Origin of the sequence: Pseudomonas fluorescens (assembly GCF_902497745.1) — a bacterium.
Lineage (GTDB): Bacteria > Pseudomonadota > Gammaproteobacteria > Pseudomonadales > Pseudomonadaceae > Aquipseudomonas > Aquipseudomonas fluorescens_BM.
Window position 1 is genome coordinate 98,193 of the sequence record NZ_CABVHJ010000019.1, and the last position, 25,687, is coordinate 123,879.

Here is a 25,687-nt window from a genome sequence, read left to right on the forward strand (position 1 = left end):
TTGGCTCATGGGCACCAGTAAATCTCTAACGTAGGTTGCAGAAACGCGCGCACCGGCATGGCGGCGACGTCGTCGGATGCCAGTGCGGCATTCAGGGTGGTCAGTTTCGATTGACCGGAAATCGACAGAATCTTGTGCTTGGCCGAGGCCAGCAGCGCACGGCTCATGGTCAGGCGCTGACGCGGCACGCTTGGCGCCAGCATCGGCCAGCAACGGCGTGTGCCATCGGCCTGCAGAGCTTCGGCAAGGTTCGGGCTGTCGGGGAACAGCGACGCGGTGTGGCCGTCATCGCCCATGCCCAGCACCAGCACGTCAATCGGCGGCAATTCGGCGAGCAAGCGGTCAGCCTGTTCAGCAGCCTGCTCGACGTTGGCCGCCGCGCTATACAGGCTAAGGAACTGCGCCTTGGCCGCCGGGCCTTTGAGCAAGTATTGCTTGAGCAAACCGGCATTGCTGTCAGCGTGTTCAACCGGTACCCAGCGCTCATCGGCGAGGGTCACGACGACCTTCGACCAGTCCAGATCCTGCTTGGCCAGGTGCTGGAAAAACGCCACCGGGCTACGACCGCCGGACACCACCAGCACCGCGTTGCCGCGCGCGGCAATGGCGTCGCTCAATTGCTTGGCAACGTTCAGCGCCAGACCTTCGGCCAACAGCACCGGGCTCTTGAATTCGTGAGCGTTCACGCCCGCAGGCAGTTGCACATTAGATATCGCCATACCACGACCTCCCGTCCCGCGTGATCAATGCAATGGAGCTCATCGGCCCCCACGACCCGGCCGCATACGGCTTGGGCGCGTCACCGGATTTTTTCCACCCGGCGATCAGCTGGTCACACCACTTCCACGCGGCTTCGATTTCATCTTTACGGACAAACAGGTTCTGATTGCCGTTCATCACTTCCAGCAACAACCGCTCGTAGGCATCGGGGATCCGCGCGCTACGCCAGGTGTCGGAGAAATTCAGTTGCAGCGGACCGCTGCGCAGTTGCATGCCTTTGTCCAGGCCCTGCTCTTTGGTCATCACGCGCAAGGAAATGCCTTCGTCCGGTTGCAAACGGATGATCAGTTTGTTGCTGATCTGCAGGCGTTGTTCCGGCGCAAAAATGTAGTGCGACGGTTCCTTGAAGTGGATGACGATCTGCGACAGTTTCTGCGGCATGCGCTTGCCGGTACGCAGGTAAAACGGCACGCCGGCCCAGCGCCAGTTGCGGATATCGGCACGCAGAGCGACGAAGGTTTCGGTGTCGCTCTGGGTGTTGGAATTCGGTTCTTCGAGGTAACCCGGTACGGATTTGCCTTCGCTGTGACCGGCGATGTACTGGCCGCGCACCACTTGCGTGGTCAGGCCTTCGGGGCTGATCGGCGCCAAGGCCTTGAGCACTTTTACCTTCTCGTCACGGATGCTGTCGGCGGACAGGTCAGCCGGTGGGTCCATGGCGATCAGGCACAGCAGCTGCAACAGGTGATTCTGAATCATGTCGCGCAGCTGGCCGGCCTTGTCGAAGTAGCCCCAGCGGCCTTCGATGCCGACCTTCTCGGCCACGGTGATTTCCACGTGGGAGATGTAATTCTGGTTCCACTGGGTTTCGAACAGGCTATTGGCGAAACGCAGGGCAATCAGGTTCTGAACGGTTTCTTTGCCCAGGTAGTGGTCGATGCGGTAAGTGCGGTTTTCCGGGAAGAACTGCGCCACGGCGTCGTTGACCTTGCGCGACGATTCGAGGTCGGAGCCAATCGGTTTTTCCAGCACCACGCGGGTGTTTTCTGCCAGGCCGACTTTCGCCAGGTTCTCGCAGATCGCGCCATACACCGCTGCGGGTGTGGCGAAGTAGGCAATCATGCGTTGCGTGCTGCCAGCCAGTTCGGCCAGCGCCACATAATCTTCAGATCTGAGGAAGTCGACGTGCAGGTAGGTCAGGCGTGCGAGAAAACGCTCGGCGACGGCCTCGTTCAGCTCTTTGCCCACATAACGACGCAGTTCGGCGGCGATGAACGCCATGTGCTGTTGCTCGGAACCTACTTCACGGGCCAGCGCGATGATGCGCGTGTCCTCGTGCAACAGGTCGGCGCCATCGAGGTGATAAAGGGCAGGAAACAGCTTGCGCAGGGCCAGATCGCCAAGCGCGCCGAACAAGGCAAAGGTGCACGGTTCAACCGTAATCGAAGGCATGATGTTTGTTCTTTTATCAAGTTAAGCTACAAATACCTTTTTTCAAGGCATCACTCAAGGGAAAATGTAGTAATAACCACAACATTTTCGCAAAATACAGATTCCGAGTGGTGGTCGGTCGGAGCCATCAGTAGGATAGGCCACCGTTACGGGCCATATCAAAGGCCCAATTTGCATAGCCCGGCGCACCTTTGCGCAGGTGAATTAGGAATTCCATATGGACCGCGTGCGAAATTTACTGGAACAGATCCAGAGTCGCCTTGAAGACCTGAACAAGGCCGAACGCAAAGTCGCCGAGGTGATCCTGCTCAACCCGCAGCAGGCCACCCGCTTCAGCATCGCCGCCCTCGCCCAGGCGGCGTCGGTGAGCGAGCCGACGGTCAACCGTTTCTGCCGTTCGTTCGGTGTCAGCGGCTATCCCGAGCTCAAGCTGCAACTGGCGCAGAGCCTGGCCAGCGGCGCGGCCTATGTCAGCCGCGCGGTCGAGGCCGATGACAATCCCGAGGCGTACACGCAGAAGATTTTCGGCAGCGCCATCGCGTCGCTGGACAGTGCCTGTCAGGCGCTGGACCCGAACCTGATCAGCCGCGCTGTCGACCTGCTGATTCAGGCGCGACAGATCCACTTCTTCGGCCTCGGCGCTTCGGCACCGGTGGCACTCGATGCGCAGCACAAGTTCTTCCGCTTCAACCTCGCCGTCACCGCGCACGCCGATGTGCTGATGCAGCGGATGATTGCCTCGGTGGCGCACACCGGTGAGTTGTTCGTGATCATTTCCTACACCGGCCGCACTCGTGAGCTGGTCGAAGTGGCGCGCATCGCTCGTGAGAATGGCGCTTCGGTGCTGGGCCTGACTGCGGAGAATTCGCCGCTGGCCAAGGCCAGTACCTTGAGCCTGAACATTCCGCTGCCGGAAGACACCGACATTTATATGCCGATGACGTCGCGGATCATTCAGCTGACCGTGCTGGATGTGCTGGCGACGGGGATGACCTTGCGTCGCGGGGTGGATTTCCAGCCGCATTTGCGCAAGATCAAAGAGAGTTTGAATGCCAGCCGGTATCCGGTTGGGGATGAGTTCAACTAAAGATCAAAAGCACCCTCATCGGAACGCCGCCCGCCCAGCCCTCTCCCGGAGGGAGAGGGGGCCGACCGAGGTGTCTTGCGCTATACATCGACCTGAAATATCCAGTCGATTATGGATTCAGCACTGCTCTTTCATTTCGGCGTAACTCTTCAGCATCCCCCGATCGGTCCCCTCTCCCTCCGGGCGGTCCGACGTTTCGGGAGGGCTAGGGTGAGGGGCTACGATGTGACTGACACACTCAAGCCGCCGCCCACGCCTGCAAACTCAAATGCGCCTTCTCCCCCGGCGCCAGATGCAGGCTGTCAGTCCCACCCGCCGCCGCTTCCACGCACACGAACTCGGAAATCTCATCCCACGTCACGCCCAACAACGGCCGCGCGCCCGGATGCCAGACCACCGTGTCGGCACTGTCGCCGGTATCGATGCACAACTCACGCTGCCAGGCGTGATCCTTCAGCTGCAATTCACCGTCATGCTGGAATACCCGCTGACACCCGCCATCCACCCGCAACTCGCCTTCCTGCTGGCAAACCTGGCGATTCAACTGGTCATAACCCTGCGCCCCTTCGAGCCCAGACAGCGCTATCTCACCAACATCGCCAATACGCCAGTAAGCGTGCAAAGCCTGGCTCAACTGGCACGGCATGTCGTCCTGATGCTCGGTGCTCAGGCGTAATTCCATGCGTTCGCCTAGATGTGCGTGCAGGTCAACCTGCCAGTCGCACAGCTGCAATTGCCAGTGCAGGCGCACGCCATCTTCGGCGCTGCTGCTGTCGAGCAACTTCCAGTCGAGCAAACGCGCCCAACCATGCGATGGCCAGGCGTTTTCGCTCGGATGACGGCCATACCACGGCCAGCACACCGGCACGCCACCGCGAATGGCACCTACGTGCGGCCACTTCGCCGCACACCATAACCACGGCTTTTGCCCGCGCGGCTGAAAGTGCAGCAACTGCGCGCCCTGACGACTGAACACCGCCTGGCACAGTGGGTGATCGATCACCAACACGTCGCGCATCTGATAGCGCTCCCAGGCGAACACCGGTTGTTCACGCAGGGATTTGAAGAAGCGTTGTAGCGGATGCTCATGCATTTGCCACGGTCCTGAAATCGACTTTCACAGGGCGGCGCTTGCCCCAAAAAAAAGCGGACAGCCTTGGCTGTCCGCAAATATGCGCACATAGAGAGGAGCTTATCGCAGACGCGTTAGAACGTAGACTGAATTTTCAGGCCCGCGACCAATGCGTTGTCCACTTCATCCACACCACCCGGGTGAGTGATGTACTGCAGGTTAGGACGTACGGTCAGCCAGTTGGTGACGTGGAAGCCGTAGTTGATCTCGTAGTTGTATTCGGTTTCACGAATCGGCGAGAACACCGGATTGTCGTAATCCGACACACCGTTGGAAACGTTCAGCAGCTCGGCGTTTTTCTTCACGTCATCGTTGACGTGGATACGCGCCGCGCCGATACCGACGTCATCCTTCGGACGCGCGTCGAACGGGCCTTTGTAGACAAACATCACCGACTGGTAGTTGTCGATGAAGTTGGTGTCTTTGTCGTGGAACGTGGCGTTAGCCGCGATGTTCAGACCGCGAGTCGCATCACCGTTGTGGCTGGTGAGTTGCTGTTGCGCGACGAACCAGTAACCGCTTTTGCTGTTGTGAGATTTGTAGGCGTCGCCCGTGGTGGCGGCGTCGAAACCGTTGACGTCTTCACGAACGTCGTCAGCATCCGCCGTGCTCTTGTAGTAACCGACGCGGTATTCGCCCGGCAGGCTGTTGACCTTCGGCGACCAGACCAGCTCGACCGGCAACACAGTACCTTTGGTACCGCTGCCGCTCAGCTTGAAGCCGTTGCCGTGTTCCAGCTGCGACGGGTTCTGGTTGTACGCACCGATCTGCGCGTAGAGCTCGTCGTTGATGTTGTACTTCACACGGATCGCGGCCTGGCTGACGGGCCAGTTGTACCAGATGTTGGTCGCCCAGTTACCCACTTGGGAGCCGCAGAACGCCAGGTTCTGGAAGTCGCACGGGAAGGTGTTGAAGTCTTCGCCTTCACCGAAGTAACCGGCCTTGACGTCGAGTTTGTTGTCGAAGAACTGGTGCTGAATCCACAACTGGGTCAGACGCACCATGTGGCCACGGCCGTAAACTTCTTGCGAAGAACTCAAGGTGCCGGCACGCGGATCGCCAACGCGGTCGTTGGAAATGTTGTAGCCATTACGGTTGGTCAGCTGGATCTTCGCTTGGGTGTTATCCCAGCCCCACAGCTTTTGCAGATCGAGTGCCACGCCCAGACCGAACTGGTCGCTGTAGCGTCCGGTCTTGTCACCGTTGTAGCCGCCGTGCAGGTTGGCGCCCATTTCCCCAACGTAGTCGGCCTTGATGTCGATACCCTGCTCGATCAGCTTGGTCCGCTCGCCACCCCAGTCACCGGTCATCCATTTCGAGTCGGAGCTGAAGGCATCCGCCGCCATGGCGTTACCGGCCAGCACCAAGGCCGCCGCAGCTGACACTTGGCAGATCAACCGGGCATTGACGTGTTTCTTTTTCATCCCTACATCCTCGTCTTTATTGTTATTAACTGTTTTTATCTAACGCGGTTTACATAAATTGCGATGGATTACAGGCAATCCACCGCGTGCTCCTTTGTGGGGGCGAGCAGGCTCGCTCCCACATTTGTTCTTCAGCGGCCTTTGAATTGCGCCACGTTCGCAGACCGCGCATCGGTCTGTGGTTGGCCGGCAGTGCCGAGGCGCTCGCCGGTCTTGGCATCGAACAACAACACTTTCGACGGATCGAATTGCAGCGTCAGGTTCTCGCCCACCTGCGGTGCCACGTCTGGAGCCAAGCGGCAGCAGACCTTGGTTTCGTTGAGATTGACGAACACCAGGGTGTCCGGGCCGGTCGGCTCGGTCACCTGCACTTCGGCACGAATGCTCGGCAGGCCATTGCCCTCGCCGTTCGCCAAGACGATTTGTTCCGGGCGCAGGCCGAGGATCACTTCGCGATCTTCAAGGCCGGCGTCCTGCATGCTCATCGGCAACTCGCAACGCGCCTGACCACTGTCGAGCAGCGCCAGCAGACGACCGTCCTTGCGTTGCAGGCGCAGCGGGATGAAGTTCATCGGCGGCGAACCGATGAAGCTCGCCACGAACAGGTTGGCCGGGTTGTTGTAGATGTCTTTCGGCGTGCCGAACTGCTGAATGATGCCGTCCTTCATCACCGCCACTTTGTCGCCCAGGGTCATCGCTTCGATCTGGTCGTGGGTCACGTAGACCGTGGTGGTTTTCAGGCGCTGGTGCATCAGTTTCATTTCGGTGCGCATCTCGACGCGCAGCTTGGCGTCGAGGTTGGACAGCGGTTCGTCGAACAGATAAATCTTCGGTCGACGTGCCAGTGCCCGGCCCATCGCCACACGCTGTTGCTGGCCACCGGAGAGCTGACCCGGCTTGCGATTAAGCAAGTGTTCGATCTGCAGCAGCTTGGCCACGCGCGCGACTTCTTCATCGATCGCCGACTGCGGCATCTTGCGAATTTTCAGGCCGAACTCGATGTTCTCGCGCACGCTCATGGTCGGGTACAGCGCGTAGGACTGGAACACCATGGCGATGTCGCGATCCTTCGGGCTCATGCCGCTGACGTCCTGATCACCGATCATGATCGCGCCGCCGGTGATGGTTTCCAGGCCGGCGATGCAGTTCATCAGGGTCGACTTGCCGCAGCCCGACGGGCCGACGAGGATCAGGAACTCACCGTCCTTGATCGACAGTTCGATGTTCTTCAGGGTGTCCGGCAGGCCGGCACCGTAGGTCTTGTTGACGTTGCGAAGTTCGAGCGTTGCCATGATTACCCCTTGACTGCGCCGGCCGTCAGCCCGCGCACGAAATACTTGCCTGCGACCACATAGACCAGCAGGGTCGGCAGGCCGGCGATCATCGCCGCTGCCATATCAACGTTGTATTCCTTGGCGCCGGTGCTGGTGTTGACCAGGTTGTTCAGCGCCACCGTAATCGGTTGCGAATCACCACTGGAGAACACCACACCGAACAGGAAGTCGTTCCAGATCTGGGTGAACTGCCAGATCAGGCAGACCATGATGATCGGCGTCGACATCGGCAGAATGATCCGGCGGAAGATCGTGAAGAAACCCGCGCCATCCAGACGTGCCGCTTTCACCAGCGCATCCGGAATGCTCACGTAGTAGTTACGGAAGAACAGCGTGGTGAACGCCAGACCGTAAACCACGTGGATAAACACCAGACCGGTGGTGGTGCTCGCCAGACCCATTTTGCCGAGGGTGAACGAGGCCGGCAGCAGCACGGTCTGGAACGGCAGGAAGCAGCCGAACAACAGCAGACCGAAGAACAACTGCGAACCACGGAAGCGCCAGAACGACAGCACATAACCGTTCAACGCGCCGATGGCGGTGGAGATAATTACCGCCGGAACGGTGATCTTGATCGAGTTCCAGAAGTAGCCGTCAACCGTGGCCCAGGCCTTGACCCAGCCGATGCCGCTGACCACGGTCGGCCAGCTCAGCAGGTTGCCGGTGCTGATGTCTTCCGGGGTCTTGAAGCTGGTCAGCAACATGACCACCAGCGGTACCAGATACAGCAGGACGGCGAGGATCAGCACCGCGTAGATCGCGATGCGACTCAGGCTGATAGCAGGTTTGGCAGCGAGACTAGTCATTGCGCTTGGTCCTCAGCTCGGAATACAGGTAAGGCACGATGATCGCGAGGATCGCACCGAGCATCAGAATTGCACTGGCCGAGCCCATGCCCATCTGGCCGCGACTGAAGGTGAAGGAATACATGAACATCGCTGGCAGGTCGGAGGAATAACCCGGGCCACCGGCAGTCATCGCCGCGACCAGGTCGAAGCTCTTGATCGCGATGTGCGCCAGAATCATCACCGCACTGAAGAACACCGGACGCAGGCTTGGCAGCACCACTTTCCAGTAGATCGTCGGCATGCTCGCGCCATCGATCTGCGCGGCACGGATGATCGATTGATCAACGCCACGCAGGCCGGCAAGGAACATCGCCATAATGAAGCCCGAGGCTTGCCACACAGCGGCGATCACCAGGCAGTAAACCACGCGATCCGGGTCGATCAGCCAGTCGAGACGGAAGCCTTCCCAGCCCCAGTCACGCAACAATTTGTCCAGGCCCATGCCCGGGTTGAGCAGCCATTTCCACGCGGTACCGGTGACGATCATCGAGAGCGCCATCGGGTACAGGTAAATGGTGCGGATAAAGCCTTCGCGACGGATGCGCTGGTCGAGGAACACCGCCAGCAACACGCCGATCACTAAGGTGATGCCGATGAACATACCGCCGAACACCGCGAGGTTTTTGCTCGCGACCCACCAGCGGTCGTTGTCGAACAATCGTGCGTATTGCGCCAGACCGGCCCACTTGTAGTTAGGCAGGAAGGTCGAGGTGGTGAACGACAGCACGAACGTCCACAGGATGTAGCCATAGAAGCCCACCAGCACGATGAACATGCTCGGCGCCAGCACCAGTTTCGGTAGCCAGCGTTGCAATGCATCGAACGGCGAGGCCTTGCTGAACACAGCAACAGAACTCATGGGGAAATCCAGTACGAGGGTAGAAAATTCACATGCTTCCCCCTTGTGGGAGCGAGCTTGCTCGCGAAGGCGTCTGACAGGTATTACACCTGCGCCTGACATTGCGCTTTCGCGAGCAAGCTCGCTCCCACAGGGGTTGCGGTGTTAGCTGTTATTTGGACGACTTGATCGCTGCGCCAAGTTTCTTGGCGGTGTCGGCCGGGTCGGCTTTCGGGTCGTTGATGTAGTTGGTCACGACATCAAAGAACGCGCCTTGCACCGCCAGCGTGGTCGCCATGTTGTGCGCCATGCTCGGTTGCAGGCCGCCGGACTTGGCATCCGCCAGGAAGTCCTTGGCAGCAGTCTGGGCGCAGGAATCGAAACCGAGCTTGTCCATGTTGTTCAACATGTCGTTGCGCACCGGGATCGAGCCTTTGTTGATGCTGAAGACTTTCTGGAAGTTTTCACCCAGCACGACTTTGGCGATGTCCTGCTGACCGGCCGCAGTGCCTGCGTCCTTCTGCTTGAACACGGCCAGCGAGTCGATGTTGTAGGTGAACGCCTTGTCGGTGCCCGGGAAGGCGACGCACTCGTAGTCCTTGCCAGCGACTTTCTTCGCGGCGGTCCATTCGGACTTGGCCCAGTCACCCATGATCTGCATGCCGGCCTTGCCGTTGATGACCTTGGCCGCTTCGAGGTTCCAGTCCTGACCTTTGCCGTCGGCGTCCATGTAGGTCGCGACTTTCTTCAGCTCGGTCAACGCCTTGACCATTTCCGGGCCGGTCAGCGCGGCGTTGTCCAGGTCAACCAGGGCTTTCTTGTAACCATCGACACCCATGACCGAAAGCACTACAGCTTCGAACACGGTGCTGTCCTGCCAAGGCTGACCGCCGTGAGCCAGCGGAATGAAGCCCGCCGCTTTCAGCTTGTCGCCAGCGGCATAGAATTCTTCGAGGGTGGTCGGGTTCTTGGTGATCCCGGCTTTCTTGAACACTTCCGGGTTGATCCACAGCCAGTTCACGCGGTGAATGTTCACCGGCACGGCCACGTAATCACCGTCGTACTTCACGGTATCGGAGACTTTCTTGTCGAGCAGGCTGTCCCACTTTTCCGACTTGGCGACGTCTTTCAACACGTCGGTGTCGAGCAGGCCAGTGGATGCCCACTCCTGAATGTCCGGGCCTTTGATCTGGGCTACACCAGGCGGGTTGCCGGCAACGGCACGGCTTTTCAGTACGGTCATGGCAGTCGCACCGCCACCACCGGCGACAGCGCCGTCTTTCCAGGTAAAACCGTCTTTTTCGACTTGCGCCTTGAGCACATCAACGGCAGCTTTTTCGCCACCGGAGGTCCACCAGTGCACGACTTCGACCGAACCTTTGGATTCGGCAGCGGAAACACTGAGCGGCAGGATTGCGAGCGGGAACAGGGAGGCGACAGAAATGACAGTAGCGAGGCGAGAAATCGCATTCATTCGAAATGTACCTTTCTTGTTGTTATGCATTGCAAGTCTGGTGCTTGCGCTGCACAGGAGTTTAAACAGGACGTTTCCCCTCGCAGGTAACGAAGGGACGCGCGAATGTCACCACATGGTTACACAGGACTGCTCTGGGATAACTGTGCCAGCGCAGTCGCCATACTGGGTGACAAGGGTAGACGAGGGATCAGCACGGCTTGCCAGGCGTGATACAGATCGGGTTTGCCCGGCCAGATATCGGCACTCGGGATGTTTTGCGGATTGAGTTCGTGGTGCCAGCTGCCGTCGCAACGGTCGATGAAATTCACTTCGCAGAATTCCCAGAACAGCCGGTACCAAGTCTCGTACTGCGCCTCCCCCGTGCGTTTGAGCAACGCGCTGGTAGCGGCGCTGGCTTCGGCGTGCGTCCAGTGCAGGCGGTGGCGCACCACGGCCTTATTGTCCCAGTCGAGGGTGTAGACGATGCCCGGCAAACCATCGACGTTCCAGCCGTTTCGGCAGTTGTTCTCGAACAGTTTCTGCGCGTCGGTCGCGAGCCAACCCGGCGTGAGCATGCCAGCCTGAACCCGCGCGGCTTCGAGGTGCAGCAACAGCCGCGCCCACTCGAAACCGTGGCCCGGTGTGGTGCCGTAAGGGCGGAAACCGTCAGCGGGATTGTCGTGGTTGTATTCACGCAGCGGCTGCCAGTCGCGGTCAAAATGTTCGATGACCATGTAACCGTTGCCGGCAGCGTGACCGTGGATCACTCGCTCGACGATGCGTTGCGCGCGAATCAGCCAGCGCGGATCTTCAGTGACATCGGCCAGCGCGAGGAACGCCTCGGTGGCGTGCATGTTGCTGTTGGCGCCGCGATAGGCTTCTTCTTCGCTCCAGTCGCGGTTGAAGAATTCGCGCATGGCGCCTTCTTCTTCGCTCCAGAAATAGGTGTCGATGATGTCGATGGCATCGTCCAGCAGCGCTTGTGCGCCGGGTCGTTGCGCGATCACCGCAGAGCTCGCCGCGAGTGCGACAAAGGCATGCAGATAAGCATTCTTGCCGGTGTTGTCGTCGCGGTGTTCGGCGACCGCGAACCAGCCACCGTGTAACGCATCACGCAACGGCCCGCGCAGGGCGGCGATGCCGTGATCGACCAGTTCGGCAAACCCCGGCAGGCCCTGAATGTGGGCCATGGCGAAGCTGTGGGTCATGCGCGCGGTGTTCATGGTTTCGGCTTGCGCATTCGCTGGCAGACGGCCGCGTTCGTCGAGGTTGCCGAAACCTTGCGGAAGTTTTGCTGCCTTGGCGAAATCCAGCAAGCGCAGGCCTTCGGCGGCGAGCCATTGCTGGTGGGCAGGGGCGTTCAGCCAACTGCTGAAGCCTGGGTGGAAGAGATCCATGGGTGGCCTTTTTTGTTGTTATGACTGCGGGGAGTCTAAACAACGGGTCGGGGTGGGCTTGTAACGAAGGGGGCGGGGTTTGTCACCAGTCCGTGACAAAGAGCAGCCCTCACCCCAGCCCTCTCCCAGAGGTAGAGGGGGCCGACCGAGGTGTAATGAGCTTTCCGCCGACCTGAAATACCGAGTCGATTATGGATTCGGCGTTGTACGGTCAGGTCGGCGTATCTCTTCAGCATCCCCCGATCAGTCCCCTCTCCCCCTGGGAGAGGGCTAGGGTGAGGGAAAGCTTTTGACTCAATCCGCCGAACGCGGCAATTGCAGGGTCACCCGCAACCCACCCTCACGCAAATTCTGCAACGTCACCTCACCACCATGACTGTGGGCAATATTGCGCGCAATCCCCAACCCAAGCCCATACCCTTGCTGCTGCCCGGCCAACCGAAAGTGCGGCTCAAACACCTGCTCCAAACGCTGCTCCGGCACCCCCGGTCCTTCATCATCAACGTGCAAGACAAACGCGCTGTCATCGTCATCGATATGCAAATGCGCGTTCTGCCCATACTTCAAGGCGTTGTCGATCAGGTTGCCGATGCACCGTTTCAGCGCCAAAGGCTTACCCGGATACGCCGCCAGCGCGCGACCATGCTGAGTCACGCGACCATTGCCGTTCGGCGCCAGGTACGGCTCGACCAGACAATCAAGCACGTGGTTGAGATCCACCGGTTCGATATTCTCGTGAATATCAGTGTCCTTCACGCATTGCAACGCGCCTTTGACCAGCAGTTCCAGCTCATCCAGATCACGGCCGAACTTGGCTTGCAGCTTCTCGTCTTCAAGCAGCTCGACGCGCAAACGCAAACGCGTGATCGGTGTGCGCAGGTCATGGGAGATCGCGCTGAACAACTGACTGCGTTCAGTCAGGTAACGGCTTATGCGCTCGCGCATGGTGTTGAACGCGCGCCCCACTTCCACCACTTCGCTGCCGCCGCCCTCGGCCACCGGCTCGACGTCGGCGCCCAGCGACAGATCCCGCGCAGAACGCGCCAGACGTTTGAGCGGCCGGCTCTGCCAGTGCACCAGCAGGCCGATGAACAACAGCAAGAATCCGCTGGTGAGGACGATGAACCACACCTGCTGCGACGGCAGTCCCTGTTCTTCAAGACTGGTGTACGGCTCGGGTAAGAGTGAGGCGATGTACAGCCACTCGCCCGGGGCCATTTGAATCTGCGTGACCAGCACGGGCGGATTGACCGGTTCCAGAGTCAGCGCGTAATGCGCCCACGAGCGCGGCAACTCATCGAGTTTCAGCCCGGCATTGAAAATCCGCAGATCTTCGGGGCTGACAAAGGTCACCGAAATATCGGTGTCATGGCCCAACGTCTGCCGCAGCACTTCGTCGACCGCTTTCATCACTGCCGCTTTGCGCGGCGTGACCGGCAGCACATCCATGCCCAGCGGTTTGTCGTTGAGCGTCACCACGAAGCGCGTGCCGCCCATGCTGCGCAACTGGTCGAGCACCAGCGGTCGATAAGCCACCGGCAGCGAACGGAAGTAACTCACGCTGGCGGTCATCGAATGGGCGAGGCTGCGGGCGCTGGTGACCAGGCCTTCAAGCTGCGTGGCGCGCAGTTGCGAGACCCAGATCACGCTCGACAGCGTCTGTGCGAACAACACAGCCAACAGCGTCAGCAGCAACATTCGCCCGAGCAACGAGCGCGGCACCGGCACCTTGGCGGCGAGTTTACGCAGCGAATCAGTGACCATTGCTGGCAACCACATTGGCTGCCAGTTGGTAGCCGCTGCCGCGTACGGTGCGGATCAGTCGTGGCGGTTTCTCAGTGTCGCGCAGACGCTGGCGCAAACGGCTGACGGCCATGTCGACGATGCGATCGAGCGGCATCAGGTCGCGGCCCCTGGTGGCGTTGCCGATGGTGTCGCGGTCGAGGATTTCCTGCGGATGATCGAGAAACAGTTTCAGCAGGGCGAAGTCGGCACCGGAGAGAATCACTTCCTCGCCGTCGGTGTGAAACAGCCGATGGCTGACCATGTCCAGCCGCCATTCATCGAAGGCCAGCACGTCACTGCCGCTGCGCTCCTGACCGAATTGCGCACGGCGTAGCAGGGCCTTGATGCGCGCTTGCAGTTCGCGCGGGCTGAAGGGTTTGCCGAGGTAGTCGTCGGCGCCGAGTTCCAGACCGATCACGCGGTCGGCTTCGTCGGAACTGGCGGTGAGCATGATGATCGGCACCTGCGCCTGACGCGGATGCTGGCGCACCCAACGGCACAGGCTGAAGCCGTCTTCGTCGGGCAGCATGACATCGAGGATCACCAGATCGCTCGGCGCCTCGTTGAGGGCCTGACGGAAACTGGCACCGTCGGCGGTGGCCCGCACCTGAAACCCGGCGCGGGTCAGGTAGGTTTCCAGCAACTCGCGTATTTCCTGGTCGTCATCGACCAACAATATCGACTTGTTGACTGAGCTCACTTCGAAGGCATCCTTGTTGTTGGAATTGGGGCGGATTATGCCTTAAGCATCGAACTTACAAACACCACAGAACCAATGTGGGAGCGAGCTTGCTCGCGAATCGGTTTAAACATTCAACAGATCTGTTGACTGACACACCGCTTTCGCGAGCAGGCTCGCTCCCACAATTGGATTGCATTTCAGGTTGGGATTGATTGATCCAGGGCCACACCGGCGCCAACCAGGCCGGAATACGGCGCTGTCACCAGCCACACCGGTATGCCCTTGAAGTAATCGCTCATGCAACCTTTGTCAGCAAAGCTGCGGGCGAAACCGCTTTCGAGGAAGAAATCGGCGAAGCGTGGAATCACACCACCGACGATATACACCCCGCCACGTCCGCCCGTGGTCAGTACGTTGTTGCCGGCGACACGGCCGAGCCAGCAGCAAAACTGCTCGAGCACTTCCAGGGCAATCGGATCACCCGCCAGCCCGGCGGCGGTAATCGCTTCCGGCGTATCGAGTGTCGGCTCATGCCCGTCCACCGCACAGATCGCGCGATAGACTCGCGGCAAACCGCCGCCGCTCAACGCGGTTTCCGCGCTGACATGGCCAATCTCGTTGTGGATGTGCTGCCACAACTGAGTTTCACGCGGGCTGCTCAGCGGCAGATCAACGTGACCGCCCTCGCCCGGCAAAGCCGCGAAACGACCTTCACCGAGATCAAGCAAGGTACCAACGCCAAGGCCAGTGCCCGGCCCGATTACCACCGCCGGACGCAACGGCTCCGGCGTGCCCTCGCAGACCACACGGAATTCGCCCGGCTGTAAACGGGTCATGCCCAGCGCCATCGCCGAGAAGTCGTTGACCAGCAACAACTGCTCGACCTGCAAGGTTTTGCAGAACGCGCTGCGGCTCAGGCGCCAGTGGTTGTTGGTGAACTTGAATTCATCACCGCTGACCGGGCCGGCCACCGACAGGCACACCGAACCGATCGAACCCGGCGCCAGACCGAGCCCGCTCAGGTACAGGCTGATCGCCTCTTCCGGGCTGGCATGGTCGGCCGTGGCCAGTACCTGAACTGCTTCCAGTTGCTGGTTTTTCCACAACGCAAACCGTGCGTTGGTGCCTCCGATGTCACCGACCAAAGCCAGTTTCAATTAAGCGTCTCCAGGGCAGAAGTGAAGGCGCTGGCGCCCTGCTCCGCCGAGCTGAAGGCCATGCGCATAAAGCCAAACAGTTCGCGACCGCTGCCGATGTTGTTGCCCAACAGGCCTTTGGCGGGTTCGCGCGCTGCAAATTCGGCGGCGTCGACCTTGAGTTCCAAGATGCCTTTGACGCCATCGACGCGGATGATATCGCCCTCTTGCACGCGCGCCAAAGCGCCACCGACATAAGCTTCCGGGCTGACGTGAATCGCTGCGGGTATTTTCCCCGAGGCGCCGGACATCCGGCCGTCAGTCACCAGGGCGACTTTGAAGCCGCGATCCTGCAGCACACCGAGGAACGGCGTCATCTTGTGCAGCTCGGGCATGCCGTTGGAGCGCGGGCCCTGGAAGCGCATCACCGCAACGAAATCTTTTTCCAGCAGGCCGGCCTTGAACGCGTCGGCCAGGTCTTGTTGATCCTGGAACACCATCGCTGGTGCTTCGACGATCTGGTTTTCCAGGGCGACGGCGGACACCTTCATCACACCGCGACCGAGGTTGCCTTCCATCACGCGCAAACCACCCTCTGCCGAGAATGCACGGGCGACCGGGCGCAGGATGTTTTCGTCGAGGCTGTCGACCGGGCCTTCGCGCCAGACCAGTTCGCCGTTATCAAGGAACGGCTCTTTGGTGTACTTGCTCAAGCCGTGGCCGAGCACAGTGTTGACGTCTTCGTGCAGCAGACCGGCGCCGAGCAGTTCGCGAATCAGGAACGACATGCCGCCGGCGGCCTGGAAGTGGTTGATGTCGGCTTTGCCGTTCGGGTAGACGTGGCTCAGGGTCGGCACCACTTCGGAGAGGTCGGCCATGTCCTGCCAGGTCAGTTGAATGCCCGCGGCCATGGCGATGGCCGGCATGTGCAGGGTGTGGTTGGTCGAGCCGCCGGTGGCGTGCAGCGCAACAATGGAGTTGACCAGCGACTTCTCGTCTACGATTTCGCCGATCGGCATGAAGTTGCCGTTCTGTTTGGTCAGGCGCGTCACTTGATGCGCGGCTTCGCGGGTCAGCGCATCACGCAGCGGCGTGTTCGGGTTGACGAAAGAAGCGCCCGGCAAGTGCAGGCCCATGACTTCCATCAGCAACTGGTTGGTGTTGGCGGTGCCGTAGAACGTGCAGGTGCCAGGGCTGTGGTAGGACTTCATCTCCGATTCCAGCAGCTCTTCGCGGGTGGCTTTGCCTTCGGCGTACTTCTGGCGCACGTCGGCTTTTTCCTTGTTGGAAATCCCCGAGACCATCGGCCCGCCCGGGACGAAGATCGTCGGCAGATGGCCGAATCGCAGCGAACCCATCATCAGGCCCGGGACGATCTTGTCGCAGATGCCGAGCATCAGCGCGCCATCGAACATGTTGTGCGACAGCGCCACAGCGGTCGACATGGCGATCACTTCGCGGCTCGGCAGGCTCAGTTCCATGCCCGGCTCACCTTGGGTGACGCCGTCGCACATCGCCGGAGTGCCGCCAGCGAACTGGCCGACCGAGCCGATTTCGCGCAGGGCGTTCTTGATCTGTTCCGGGAACACTTCGTACGGCTGGTGCGCCGAGAGCATGTCGTTATACGAAGAAACAATGGCGATGTTCGCCGAGTTCATCATCCGCAGGCTGTGCTTGTCTTCGCTGCCGCAACCGGCCACGCCGTGGGCGAAGTTGGCGCATTGCAGCTTGCCGCGCATCGGCCCGTCAGTGGCGGCGCCGCGAATCAGTGCAAGGTAAGCCTGACGCGTGGCGCGGCTGCGGGCGATAAGCCGTTCGGTGACCTCAAGGACGCGGGGATGCATGTGTAGAACTCCAGGCTAACGGATGTGGCGACCTGATTGTCTATGCTGATCAAACGCCGTTGTTGTTGGAATGACAGACGGCTTTTTTGACCATTCGGACCAGTTGATTCAGGTCACTCGTTGTAGATAAAACAAAATATTGCCACTAAAAAGGCTTGTTTTCTATTTTTATGCGAATAATCTTGTAATTCCAACAACAAAACGACGGCGGCGCTGTTCCATGACTCTTCGAATCGCAATCAATGGTTTTGGCCGCATCGGCCGTAATGTCCTGCGCGCACTGTATACCCAAGGCTATCGACAGGATTTGCAGATCGTCGCCATCAACGATCTGGGCGACAGCTCGATCAATGCCCATCTGCTCAAATACGACACCGTTCACGGCACGTTCGACGCTCAAGTCGAGCATGACAACGAAAGTCTGACCGTCAACGGCGACCGCATTGCGGTCAGCGCGATTCGCAACCCGGCCGAACTGCCATGGGCGGCGGAAAAGATTGATGTGGTGTTCGAATGCACCGGTCTCTTTACCGATCGCGCCAAAGCGGCCGCGCATATTACTGCCGGCGCGCGCAAAGTGATCATCTCGGCTCCGGCCAAAGGTGCCGACGCCACTGTGGTTTATGGTGTGAACCACGACATTCTGCGCCAGTCGCACCAGATCATCTCCAACGCTTCGTGCACCACCAACTGCCTGGCGCCGGTGGCGCAAGTGCTGCACCGTGAACTGGGCATTGAAAGCGGTCTGATGACTACGATTCATGCCTACACCAACGATCAGAACCTCACCGACGTCTATCACACCGACCCGTACCGCGCGCGTTCGGCCACGCAGAACATGATCCCGAGCAAGACCGGCGCCGCTGAAGCGGTGGGCCTGGTGCTGCCGGAACTGGCCGGCAAACTGACCGGCATGGCCGTGCGTGTCCCGGTGATCAATGTGTCGCTGGTGGATTTGACCGTACAGCTGAAAAAAGAAGCCAGTGCCGAGGAAGTCAACGCGCTGATGAAATCTGCGAGCCAGCACTCGAAGATTCTCGGTTTCAACACCCTGCCGCTGGTGTCCAGCGACTTCAACCACAACCCGCTGTCGTCGATTTTCGACGCCAACCACACCAAGTCCAGCGGCAAACTGCTGAAAGTGCTGGCCTGGTATGACAACGAGTGGGGTTTCTCCAACCGTATGCTGGATAACTGCCTGGCGTTGTGTAACGCGGAGTAAGGTTGTCCTGATCCCCTGTAGGAGCTGCCGCAGGCTGCGATCTTTTGATCTGGTTTTTAAGATCAACATCAAAAGATCGCAGCCTTCGGCAGCTCCTACATTTCGATCCGCACAAGACCTTTACCGTTCTTTGACAAATCAAGGCTTGACCATACCGGCAGATGACAATCATTATCATTCGCTTGAAATCGATCAGGTCCTCCCGTGAGTCAATCGCGCTTCAACCACGTCTTCCTCACCCAGCGCACCTCGCTGCTGCGCACGCTGGAACGCATGGTCAACAATCACAGCACCGCAGAAGACCTGCTGCAGGAGACCTACCTGCGCGTGACGCGGGCGTTGAGCGAGCGGGCCATCGATCACCTCGAACCTTTTGTCTTCCAGACCGCGCGCAATCTGGCGCTGGATCATCTGCGTGCGCGCAAGATCCATTCGCGGACCATGGTCGATGACGTGCCGCAGGATGTTGTGCACAGCATCGCCGCCCCCGCCAGCAGCGCCGAAGATGCCGCCCACGCCGAACAGATGCTGGAGCGCCTGAACGTGAGCCTCAGTCAACTCAGCCCCCGCCAGCAGCAGATTTTCATCCTCAGCCGTTTGCACGGGAACAGTTATCAGGAAATCGCTGATGAACTGAACGTCTCCCTCAGCACCGTGCAGAAAGAACTGAAGCTGATCATGACCATCTGCATCGGCGTCGCCGAACGTCTGAATGGCGACTGAGGCTGTAGGGCTTTTCTGTAAGTGCCAGGATCGCCTGCACGGATCATCGGGCTTTGTTACCCTTGTCCGACTTTTACGCTTCACTTGAAAAAACAGCCGTGCGCAGACACTGCCGAGGAAACACCGTGACGGACACCCACCGCTCGCCTTCGCCGGATTCGGTGCAGGACGCTGCAAACGCAATGGACCAGGCACTGGACTGGCTCATCGTGCTCGGCAGCCCGGACGAGGAGCAGACCCGGCAGTTCCATGCCTGGCTGGCGGCCGATCCGTTGAATGCCGAGGCGTTCGCCAAGGCCCAGGCGATCTGGGACGGCCCGCAAGTCGCCGAGTGCGCGCAAAGCCTGGCGGCCAAACCTGCAAAAGTCACCTTCCTCAAGCGTCTGCGTCCGCACTGGAAACCGCTGGCCACCGCCGCGGTGCTGGTGCTCGGTCTGTTCAGTTTCAGCAATTTGCCCATGCGCCTTCAGGCCGATCATCTGACCGTCGTCGGCGAGCGTCAGCGTCTGCAACTGGAGGACGGCTCGAAAGTCCTGCTCAATACCAATTCGGCATTTTCCAGCACCATCAACGATCAGCAGCGCGTTGCCCGGTTGTTTCAGGGCGAGGCGTTTTTCGAAATTGCCAGCGGACGCAGTCAACCGCTGGAAATCGATGCCGGCCCGGTCACCGCCAGCGTGCGCGATACCGCGTTCGCCGTGCGTTATCTCGATGGCGTCGCGCAGGTTAATGTGCAGCGCGGCGACGTCGATTTGCGCGCCACGCACAACGACGCCCGCGTACGTCTGACTGCCGGCGAAAGCATTCGCATCGGCCCCAACGGTTTCGACCGCCCGGCCAAACTCGACGCCAACACCGATCTGGCGTGGGTACAGGGCCGACTGGTGTTCGAGAACTGCCCGCTGAATCAGGTGCTGGCCGAATTGCGCCGTTATTACCCGGGCTGGATCATCAACAATAACGAACAGTTGGCCGACGTCGCCGTGACCGGCAATTACCGTCTCGACCAGCCGCTCGACGTGGTTCGTTCCCTCGCTCAAATCACCTCGGCGCAACTGAAAGAATTCCCCGCGCTGGTGATCTTGAACTAAATGAGAATTATTTTTACTCGATAGCCAACGTCAGTACGTCTCGTTATAGCCAATGCAATTGATTCGCAACACGCGAAGCCAATCAGCCCCTATAAAGATTCGTGCGACACGGAGCGCTATCGATGTCCTCACGCCTTACCCGCCAGACTTCCTCCCCTTCTCGCGTATTGTCGCTGCTGACCGCGGCCATCCTGATGGCCGGCACTGCGCCGCTGATGGCGGCCACCGAACAACCGACGCGCAACATGGGCGATTACTCGTTCGCCATCGGCCAGCAGCCGCTGGTGTCGGCGCTCAATGCCTTCACCGCCGTGACCGGTTGGCAAGTCGGCTTGCCGGCAGAACTGGGTCAGGGCGTGTCGTCGCCGGGCGTGCGTGGCTCGCTGCCCCCGGAAAAAGCCCTGGAGCGTCTGTTGGTGGGGACCAACCTGAGCTTCCGCAAAATCAGCAACAACAACGTCGTGCTGGAAAAGCGCAACAACAGCGGCACACTCAACCTCGATCAGGTGACCATCAGCGCCACCCGTCAGGAGCAGTCGGTCAACAGCGTGCCGGCTACCGTCACCGTGCAGACTCGTCAGGATCTGGACCGCAACAACGTCAACACCATCAAGGATCTGGTGCGTTACGAGCCGGGTGTTTCCGTGGGCGGCGCCGGTCAGCGTGGCGGTATCAGCGGCTATAACATTCGCGGCATCGACGGCGACCGCATCCTGACGCAAGTCGACGGTGTGGAAGTGCCGGACGGTTTCTTCAACGGCCCGTACGCCAAGACCCAGCGCAATTACGTTGACCCGGAAATCGTCAAACGCGTGGAAATTCTCCGTGGCCCGGCCTCGGTGCTGTACGGCAGCAACGCCATCGGCGGCGCCGTCAGCTATTACACCCTCGATGCCGACGACATCATCAAGCCGGGCAAAGACGTCGGTGCGCGTCTGAAAAGCGGTTACAGCTCGGCCGATGACAGCTGGCTGAAATCCGCCACCGTTGCCGGCCGCGCCGAGCAGTTCGACGGCTTGCTGCATTACAGCCAGCGTGATGGTCACGAAACCGATTCCTACGGCAGTAACAATGGCACTGGCCTTGAGCGCACCGCCGCCAACCCGGAAGACGTCAACGCCTACAACGTGCTGGCCAAGATCGGCTGGAACTACAACGAAGATTCACGCCTGGGCCTGACCTACGAAAAGTACAAGGATGACCGCGATACCGATCAGAAAAGTGCTTACGGCGGGCCGTACTTCAACGGCGCCCCGACCATCCCCGACAGCGTGCTGCCCGGCGGCATGTACCAGTGGCGCACCGGCAACGACACGATCACCCGTGAGCGTTTCGGCATCGAACATTCGTTCGCCCTCGACAGCCTGCTGGTCGATAACGTGAAGTGGAGCCTCAACCACCAGATCGCCAAAACCGACCAAAGCACCACCGAGTTCTACTACCCGATCACCCGCAAAGTGCTGCGTACTCGTGACACGATCTACGAAGAAAAGCAGTGGGTTTTCGATGCGCAACTGGACAAGGCGTTCGCCATCGGTGACACCGATCACGTGCTGACTTACGGCACCACCATCAAGCAGCAGAAAGTCACCGGCTCGCGCAGCGGCGACGGCACCTGCCTGGCCGTCGGTCGTGGCTGCACCGCCATTGGTGCGACCAGCACCGCTGACGTGTTGGCCAAGGCCACCGATTTCCCGGACCCGACCATCAACACCTACAGCGTGTTTGCTCAGGATCAGATCAGCTGGAACAACTGGACCTTCCTGCCGGGCCTGCGCTACGACTACACCCAGCTCAAGCCGCACATCACCCAGGAATTCCTCAACACCGTGGCAGCTGACGGCCAAGGCACGGTCAGCGACAAGAACAAGACCTGGCACAAAGTCTCGCCGAAATTCGGCCTGACCTACGCCCTGACCGAGAACTACACCTGGTACGGTCAGTACGCCGAAGGCTTCCGCACCCCGACCGCGAAAGCCCTGTACGGCCGCTTCGAAAACACCACCACCGGTTACAGCGTGGCGCCGAACCCGGATCTGGAACCGGAAAAAAGCAAAAGCTACGAAACCGGTCTGCGCGGCAACTTCGAGCAAGGTTCGTTCGACGTGGCGGTGTTCTATAACAAGTATCGCGATTTCATCAACGAAGACGCCGTGACCCCGGGCCGCAACGAGCTGACCTTCCAGTCGGCCAACATCAAGCACGCCACCATCAAGGGTGCGGAAGTCAAAGGTCGTCTGAATCTGGATGCGTTCGGCGCGCCACAAGGTCTCTACACCCAAGGCTCGATTGCCTACGCCTACGGTCGCAACAACGACAACGGCGAGCCGATCAACAGCGTCAACCCGCTGACCGGCGTGTTCGGGCTGGGTTACGACCAGGACAACTACGGCGGCCTGCTGAGCTGGACCGTGGTGAAGAAAAAGGATCGCGTCGACGACAGCAACTTCAAGTCGCCGGATGGCGTCAGCAGCCAGTTCAAAACCCCGGGCTTCGGCATTCTTGATCTGGCCGGTTATTACAAAGTCACCGATGACGTCACCGTCAGCGGCGGCATCTACAACCTGACCGACAAGAAATACTGGCTGTGGGATGACGTGCGCGGTTACGACAGCGTCGGCGAAGCTTCGGTGACGCAACCGGCCAACCTCGATCGCCTGACCCAACCGGGCCGCAACTTCGCAATCAATCTGATCTGGGACATCTGATCCGGTCGACCTCACTGCGCGTGTTCAGGCACCGCGCCGTGAGGTTTTTTTACGCTTGCACGTCGCCTTGTTCGTCTCGTTATCAAGCGCCTCTTTTATCAAGGACATGTCATGACCACTTCGGAAAAAGCCCTGCGTTCACAACGCTTGAACCAGATCACCAATGAACCGCACAGCAAACTCGATGCATTGGTGAAGGCACACGCGCCGTTCGAGACCCGCGCCAACTTCGCCCGTTTCGTCGTCGCGCAGTACCTGTTCCAGTCGGAACTGGTCGAGCTGTACAACGATGCAGAATTGACTGCGATCGTGCCGGATCTGCCGGCCCGTTGCCGTGCCGAAGCGGCCAAGGCTGACCTCGCCGACCTCGACACTGAAGTACCGGCACCGGTCGCAGGCGCGGTGAAAAATCCGAGCAAGGCTCGCGCACTGGGTTGGATTTTTGTCTCCGAAGGTTCGAAGCTCGGTGCGGCGTTCCTGATCAAACGCGCCGTGGCGCTGGAGCTGAGCGAAACCTTTGGCGCCCGTCACCTGGGTGAGCCTGAAGGTGGCCGTGCCGAAGGCTGGAAGAGCTTCGTGCGTACTCTTGATTCGCTGCAGTTCACCGCCGAGGAAGAAGCCGAAGTGGAGCAAGGCGCGATCGATGCGTTCAACCGCTTCACCGTGCTGCTGGAACAGGCTTACGCCACTGAAGCCGAAATGGCCTGACACAACACACCCCCTCCCTGTAGGAGCTGCCGAAGGCTGCGATCTTTTGATCTTGAGAGCAACATCAAAAGATCGCAGCCTTCGGCAGCTCCTACAGGGGAACTGCGTAAGCCTGTAAGATCTCCATTCCGCTTCAGAAGCCACCGCTGAGCCCATGCCGCAACCCGCCTCCTCGAAACTCGCCCGCGTGCTGTTCGGCCTCTTGGCCTACGTCAGCCTCGGCATTGGCCTGATCGCCATCGTCGTGCCCGGTCTGCCGACCACCGAGTTCATCCTCCTCGCCGCCTGGGCCGCGACCCGCAGTTCGCCGCGCCTGAGTGCCTGGCTGGAAAACCATCGGCTGTTCGGACCGATCCTCAGCAACTGGCGTAACGGCAAGATCATCGCGCGCAAGGCCAAAGTCAGCGCGACGGTGAGCATGTTGCTCTGCGCGACTTTAATGCTGGTGATGCTCGACCACGGCTGGCCGGTCTATCTGGCGATAGCCGGGATGAGCCTGGGCAATCTGTGGATCTGGTCGCGCCCGGAATCCATCCGGGTCTGTACTGACCCGTCATCGCACTGAAACATCCCTGTAATTAATCACTTTTTCAGCACTTTCCCCTGCGCAAACGTTTAGCGCTGACCGTTCGTCGGCGCGCGCCTCATGCCCTCTGCTTACACGCCGATGAGCATTGAATGGCGCTGAATGGATTTGGCGAACCGGATAGTTCATATCCGCCTGCCACCCGTTTATTCATTCACGAGATCGCCCCATGTTCGACTCTCTGTCCATTCGCCTGAAAATCGTCCTGCTCTCCGGCCTGTGCCTGCTCGGTGTAGTCGCGCTGATCGTCGGCATGAACATCTACCAGACCAACCAGAACGACGAACTGGTCAGCAACTCCAGCAACAAATTGCTCACCGCCAGTGTGCAGAATCTGTTGCAAGCCAAAGCCGCCGAACAAGCCGTGCGGGTGCAGAAAACCTTCGGCGAAAGCCTGACGGTGATCACTGCCGTAGCGGATCAGATCAAGGACATGCGCGTCATGGCCGCCAAGCGTTCGCTGGACGCCGGCGCCTTGCGTGAAGAGTTGAACCTGAGCCTGAAAACCGCCTTCGAGCGCAACGACAAAGTGCTCGGTATCTGGCTCGCTTTCGAACCGAACGCTCTGGACGGCAAGGACAGCGAATTCGCCAACGATGCCGCGCGCCAGTCCAACGAAGCCGGACGTTTCGCCACCTACTGGAGCCGCGCCGCCGGCGCCTCACTGAACACGATCATGGTCGAAGAAGACCTGACCAAAACCACCCTCAGCGTCAGCGGCACGCCCTACAACAGCTGGTACACCTGCCCTCGCGATGCCAAGCGCACCTGCTTGCTAGATCCGTATGCCGACACCGTCGGCGGCAAGGAAATGCTCATGACGACCATTTCCGTGCCGTTGATCGTCGACGGCAAAGCCATCGGCGTGGTCGGCGTCGACATCGCCCTCGACGCCCTGCAAGCGGCGGCCGTGGACTCCCAGCGCAACCTGTTCAACAACGCCGGGCACATGCTGATCGTCTCCGGCAGCGGCGTGCTCGCTGCCGACAGCTCCAACGCGAGCAAGGTCGGCAAAAAAATCAGCGACACCCTCGGCGCCGATGGCCAGGATGTGCTGCAACTGCTGACCTCCGGCACACCGAAGATTCTCGAACAGGGCGACCTGATTCGCGCCGTGTACCCGGTCGACCCGATTGGCAATTCGCGCGCCTGGGGCGTGGTGATCGACCTGCCGAAACAAGTGCTGCTGGCCGACTCGGTCAAGCTGCAAGCGGTACTCGACGATGCTCAGGAAACCGGCGTGATCACAGCGCTGCTGGTTGCCGTGGTCGCCGGTCTGGTCGGCCTGTTGCTGATCTGGCTCACCGCGTCCGGCGTCACCCGGCCGATCAACAGCGTCGCCGAAATGCTGAAAAATATTGCCAGCGGCGAAGGCGATCTGACTCAACGCCTGAACTACAGCAAGCAGGATGAACTGGGCGAACTGGTGAACTGGTTCAACCGCTTCCTCGACAAGCTGCAACCGACCATCGCGCAGATCAAACAGAGCATCACCGAAGCACGCGGCACCGCCG

At 59.9% G+C, this 25,687-nt stretch carries 20 protein-coding genes and 1 pseudogene; 8 read left to right on the plus strand and 13 right to left on the minus strand.

Features of this window, described 5'->3' with window-relative positions:
* Window positions 1-5: 5 nt before the first annotated feature.
* Together pgl and zwf are read right to left on the minus strand one after the other, a co-directional pair.
* Window positions 6-719, minus strand: coding sequence for a 6-phosphogluconolactonase (gene pgl / locus F8N44_RS24740; protein ID WP_150652136.1), 714 nt, complete (start codon window positions 717-719; stop codon window positions 6-8).
* On the minus strand, window positions 706-2,172 hold the full coding sequence (zwf, locus tag F8N44_RS24745) for a glucose-6-phosphate dehydrogenase (RefSeq protein ID WP_150652137.1): 1,467 nt from the start codon (window positions 2,170-2,172) through the stop codon (window positions 706-708). Before zwf ends, pgl begins: the two co-directional genes overlap by 14 nt.
* A gap of 226 nt (window positions 2,173-2,398) precedes the next feature.
* Here zwf and F8N44_RS24750 point away from each other — a divergent pair, with 226 nt between their 5' ends.
* The gene (locus tag F8N44_RS24750; protein ID WP_171057240.1) at window positions 2,399-3,259 is read left to right on the plus strand and encodes a MurR/RpiR family transcriptional regulator; all 861 of its coding nucleotides are present in this window, start codon (window positions 2,399-2,401) and stop codon (window positions 3,257-3,259) included.
* Between the two features lie 238 nt (window positions 3,260-3,497).
* Here F8N44_RS24750 and F8N44_RS24755 read toward each other — a convergent pair whose 3' ends face one another.
* The 11 genes from F8N44_RS24755 to edd form a co-directional block, all read right to left on the minus strand.
* Window positions 3,498-4,352 carry a D-hexose-6-phosphate mutarotase gene (locus F8N44_RS24755; protein WP_007917868.1) on the minus strand — a complete coding sequence of 285 codons (855 nt, stop codon included), beginning with the start codon at window positions 4,350-4,352 and terminating at the stop codon, window positions 3,498-3,500.
* A gap of 113 nt (window positions 4,353-4,465) precedes the next feature.
* A complete protein-coding gene (locus F8N44_RS24760) occupies window positions 4,466-5,815 on the minus strand; it encodes a carbohydrate porin (RefSeq protein WP_150652138.1) in 1,350 nt (449 codons plus the stop codon).
* A gap of 131 nt (window positions 5,816-5,946) precedes the next feature.
* Window positions 5,947-7,107, minus strand: coding sequence for an ABC transporter ATP-binding protein (locus F8N44_RS24765; RefSeq protein ID WP_150652139.1), 1,161 nt, complete (start codon window positions 7,105-7,107; stop codon window positions 5,947-5,949).
* A gap of 2 nt (window positions 7,108-7,109) precedes the next feature.
* A complete protein-coding gene (locus tag F8N44_RS24770) occupies window positions 7,110-7,955 on the minus strand; it encodes a carbohydrate ABC transporter permease (protein WP_007917872.1) in 846 nt (281 codons plus the stop codon).
* Window positions 7,948-8,856, minus strand: coding sequence for a carbohydrate ABC transporter permease (locus F8N44_RS24775; protein WP_007917874.1), 909 nt, complete (start codon window positions 8,854-8,856; stop codon window positions 7,948-7,950). Before F8N44_RS24775 ends, F8N44_RS24770 begins: the two co-directional genes overlap by 8 nt.
* 151 nt (window positions 8,857-9,007) lie before the next feature.
* Window positions 9,008-10,309, minus strand: coding sequence for an ABC transporter substrate-binding protein (locus tag F8N44_RS24780; protein ID WP_016983700.1), 1,302 nt, complete (start codon window positions 10,307-10,309; stop codon window positions 9,008-9,010).
* A gap of 119 nt (window positions 10,310-10,428) precedes the next feature.
* Window positions 10,429-11,688, minus strand: coding sequence for an AGE family epimerase/isomerase (locus tag F8N44_RS24785; RefSeq protein ID WP_150652140.1), 1,260 nt, complete (start codon window positions 11,686-11,688; stop codon window positions 10,429-10,431).
* Window positions 11,689-11,982: 294 nt separating this feature from the next.
* Window positions 11,983-13,452, minus strand: coding sequence for an ATP-binding protein (locus F8N44_RS24790; RefSeq protein ID WP_122606629.1), 1,470 nt, complete (start codon window positions 13,450-13,452; stop codon window positions 11,983-11,985).
* Window positions 13,442-14,173: a response regulator gene (locus F8N44_RS24795; RefSeq protein ID WP_102900192.1), complete on the minus strand. Its 732-nt coding sequence runs from the start codon at window positions 14,171-14,173 to the stop codon at window positions 13,442-13,444. Before F8N44_RS24795 ends, F8N44_RS24790 begins: the two co-directional genes overlap by 11 nt.
* 179 nt (window positions 14,174-14,352) lie before the next feature.
* Window positions 14,353-15,312, minus strand: a complete 960-nt coding sequence (locus tag F8N44_RS24800) for a glucokinase (protein WP_150652141.1) — start codon at window positions 15,310-15,312, stop codon at window positions 14,353-14,355.
* Window positions 15,309-17,135, minus strand: coding sequence for a phosphogluconate dehydratase (gene edd / locus F8N44_RS24805; RefSeq protein ID WP_150652142.1), 1,827 nt, complete (start codon window positions 17,133-17,135; stop codon window positions 15,309-15,311). Before edd ends, F8N44_RS24800 begins: the two co-directional genes overlap by 4 nt.
* Before the next feature lie 220 nt (window positions 17,136-17,355).
* Between edd and gap the strand changes: the two genes are divergently transcribed.
* The 7 genes and pseudogenes from gap to F8N44_RS32320 form a co-directional block, all read left to right on the plus strand.
* Window positions 17,356-18,357 (plus strand): type I glyceraldehyde-3-phosphate dehydrogenase, encoded by a 1,002-nt coding sequence (gap, locus tag F8N44_RS24810; protein WP_007917884.1) that lies wholly within the window; start codon window positions 17,356-17,358, stop codon window positions 18,355-18,357.
* A gap of 204 nt (window positions 18,358-18,561) precedes the next feature.
* Complete coding sequence (locus F8N44_RS24815; protein ID WP_038366579.1) at window positions 18,562-19,080, plus strand: RNA polymerase sigma factor; 519 nt, start codon at window positions 18,562-18,564, stop codon at window positions 19,078-19,080.
* Between the two features lie 125 nt (window positions 19,081-19,205).
* Complete coding sequence (locus tag F8N44_RS24820) at window positions 19,206-20,171, plus strand: FecR family protein (protein ID WP_150652143.1); 966 nt, start codon at window positions 19,206-19,208, stop codon at window positions 20,169-20,171.
* Between the two features lie 122 nt (window positions 20,172-20,293).
* Window positions 20,294-22,879, plus strand: coding sequence for a TonB-dependent receptor (locus tag F8N44_RS24825; protein ID WP_150652144.1), 2,586 nt, complete (start codon window positions 20,294-20,296; stop codon window positions 22,877-22,879).
* Window positions 22,880-22,990: 111 nt separating this feature from the next.
* Window positions 22,991-23,587: a biliverdin-producing heme oxygenase gene (locus F8N44_RS24830; RefSeq protein WP_150652145.1), complete on the plus strand. Its 597-nt coding sequence runs from the start codon at window positions 22,991-22,993 to the stop codon at window positions 23,585-23,587.
* A 154-nt stretch (window positions 23,588-23,741) separates the two neighbouring features.
* Window positions 23,742-24,152 (plus strand): YbaN family protein, encoded by a 411-nt coding sequence (locus tag F8N44_RS24835; protein ID WP_064119128.1) that lies wholly within the window; start codon window positions 23,742-23,744, stop codon window positions 24,150-24,152.
* A 463-nt stretch (window positions 24,153-24,615) separates the two neighbouring features.
* Window positions 24,616-25,575: pseudogene (locus F8N44_RS32320) on the plus strand (chemotaxis protein); the annotation flags it as partial.
* Window positions 25,576-25,687: the final 112 nt, after the last annotated feature.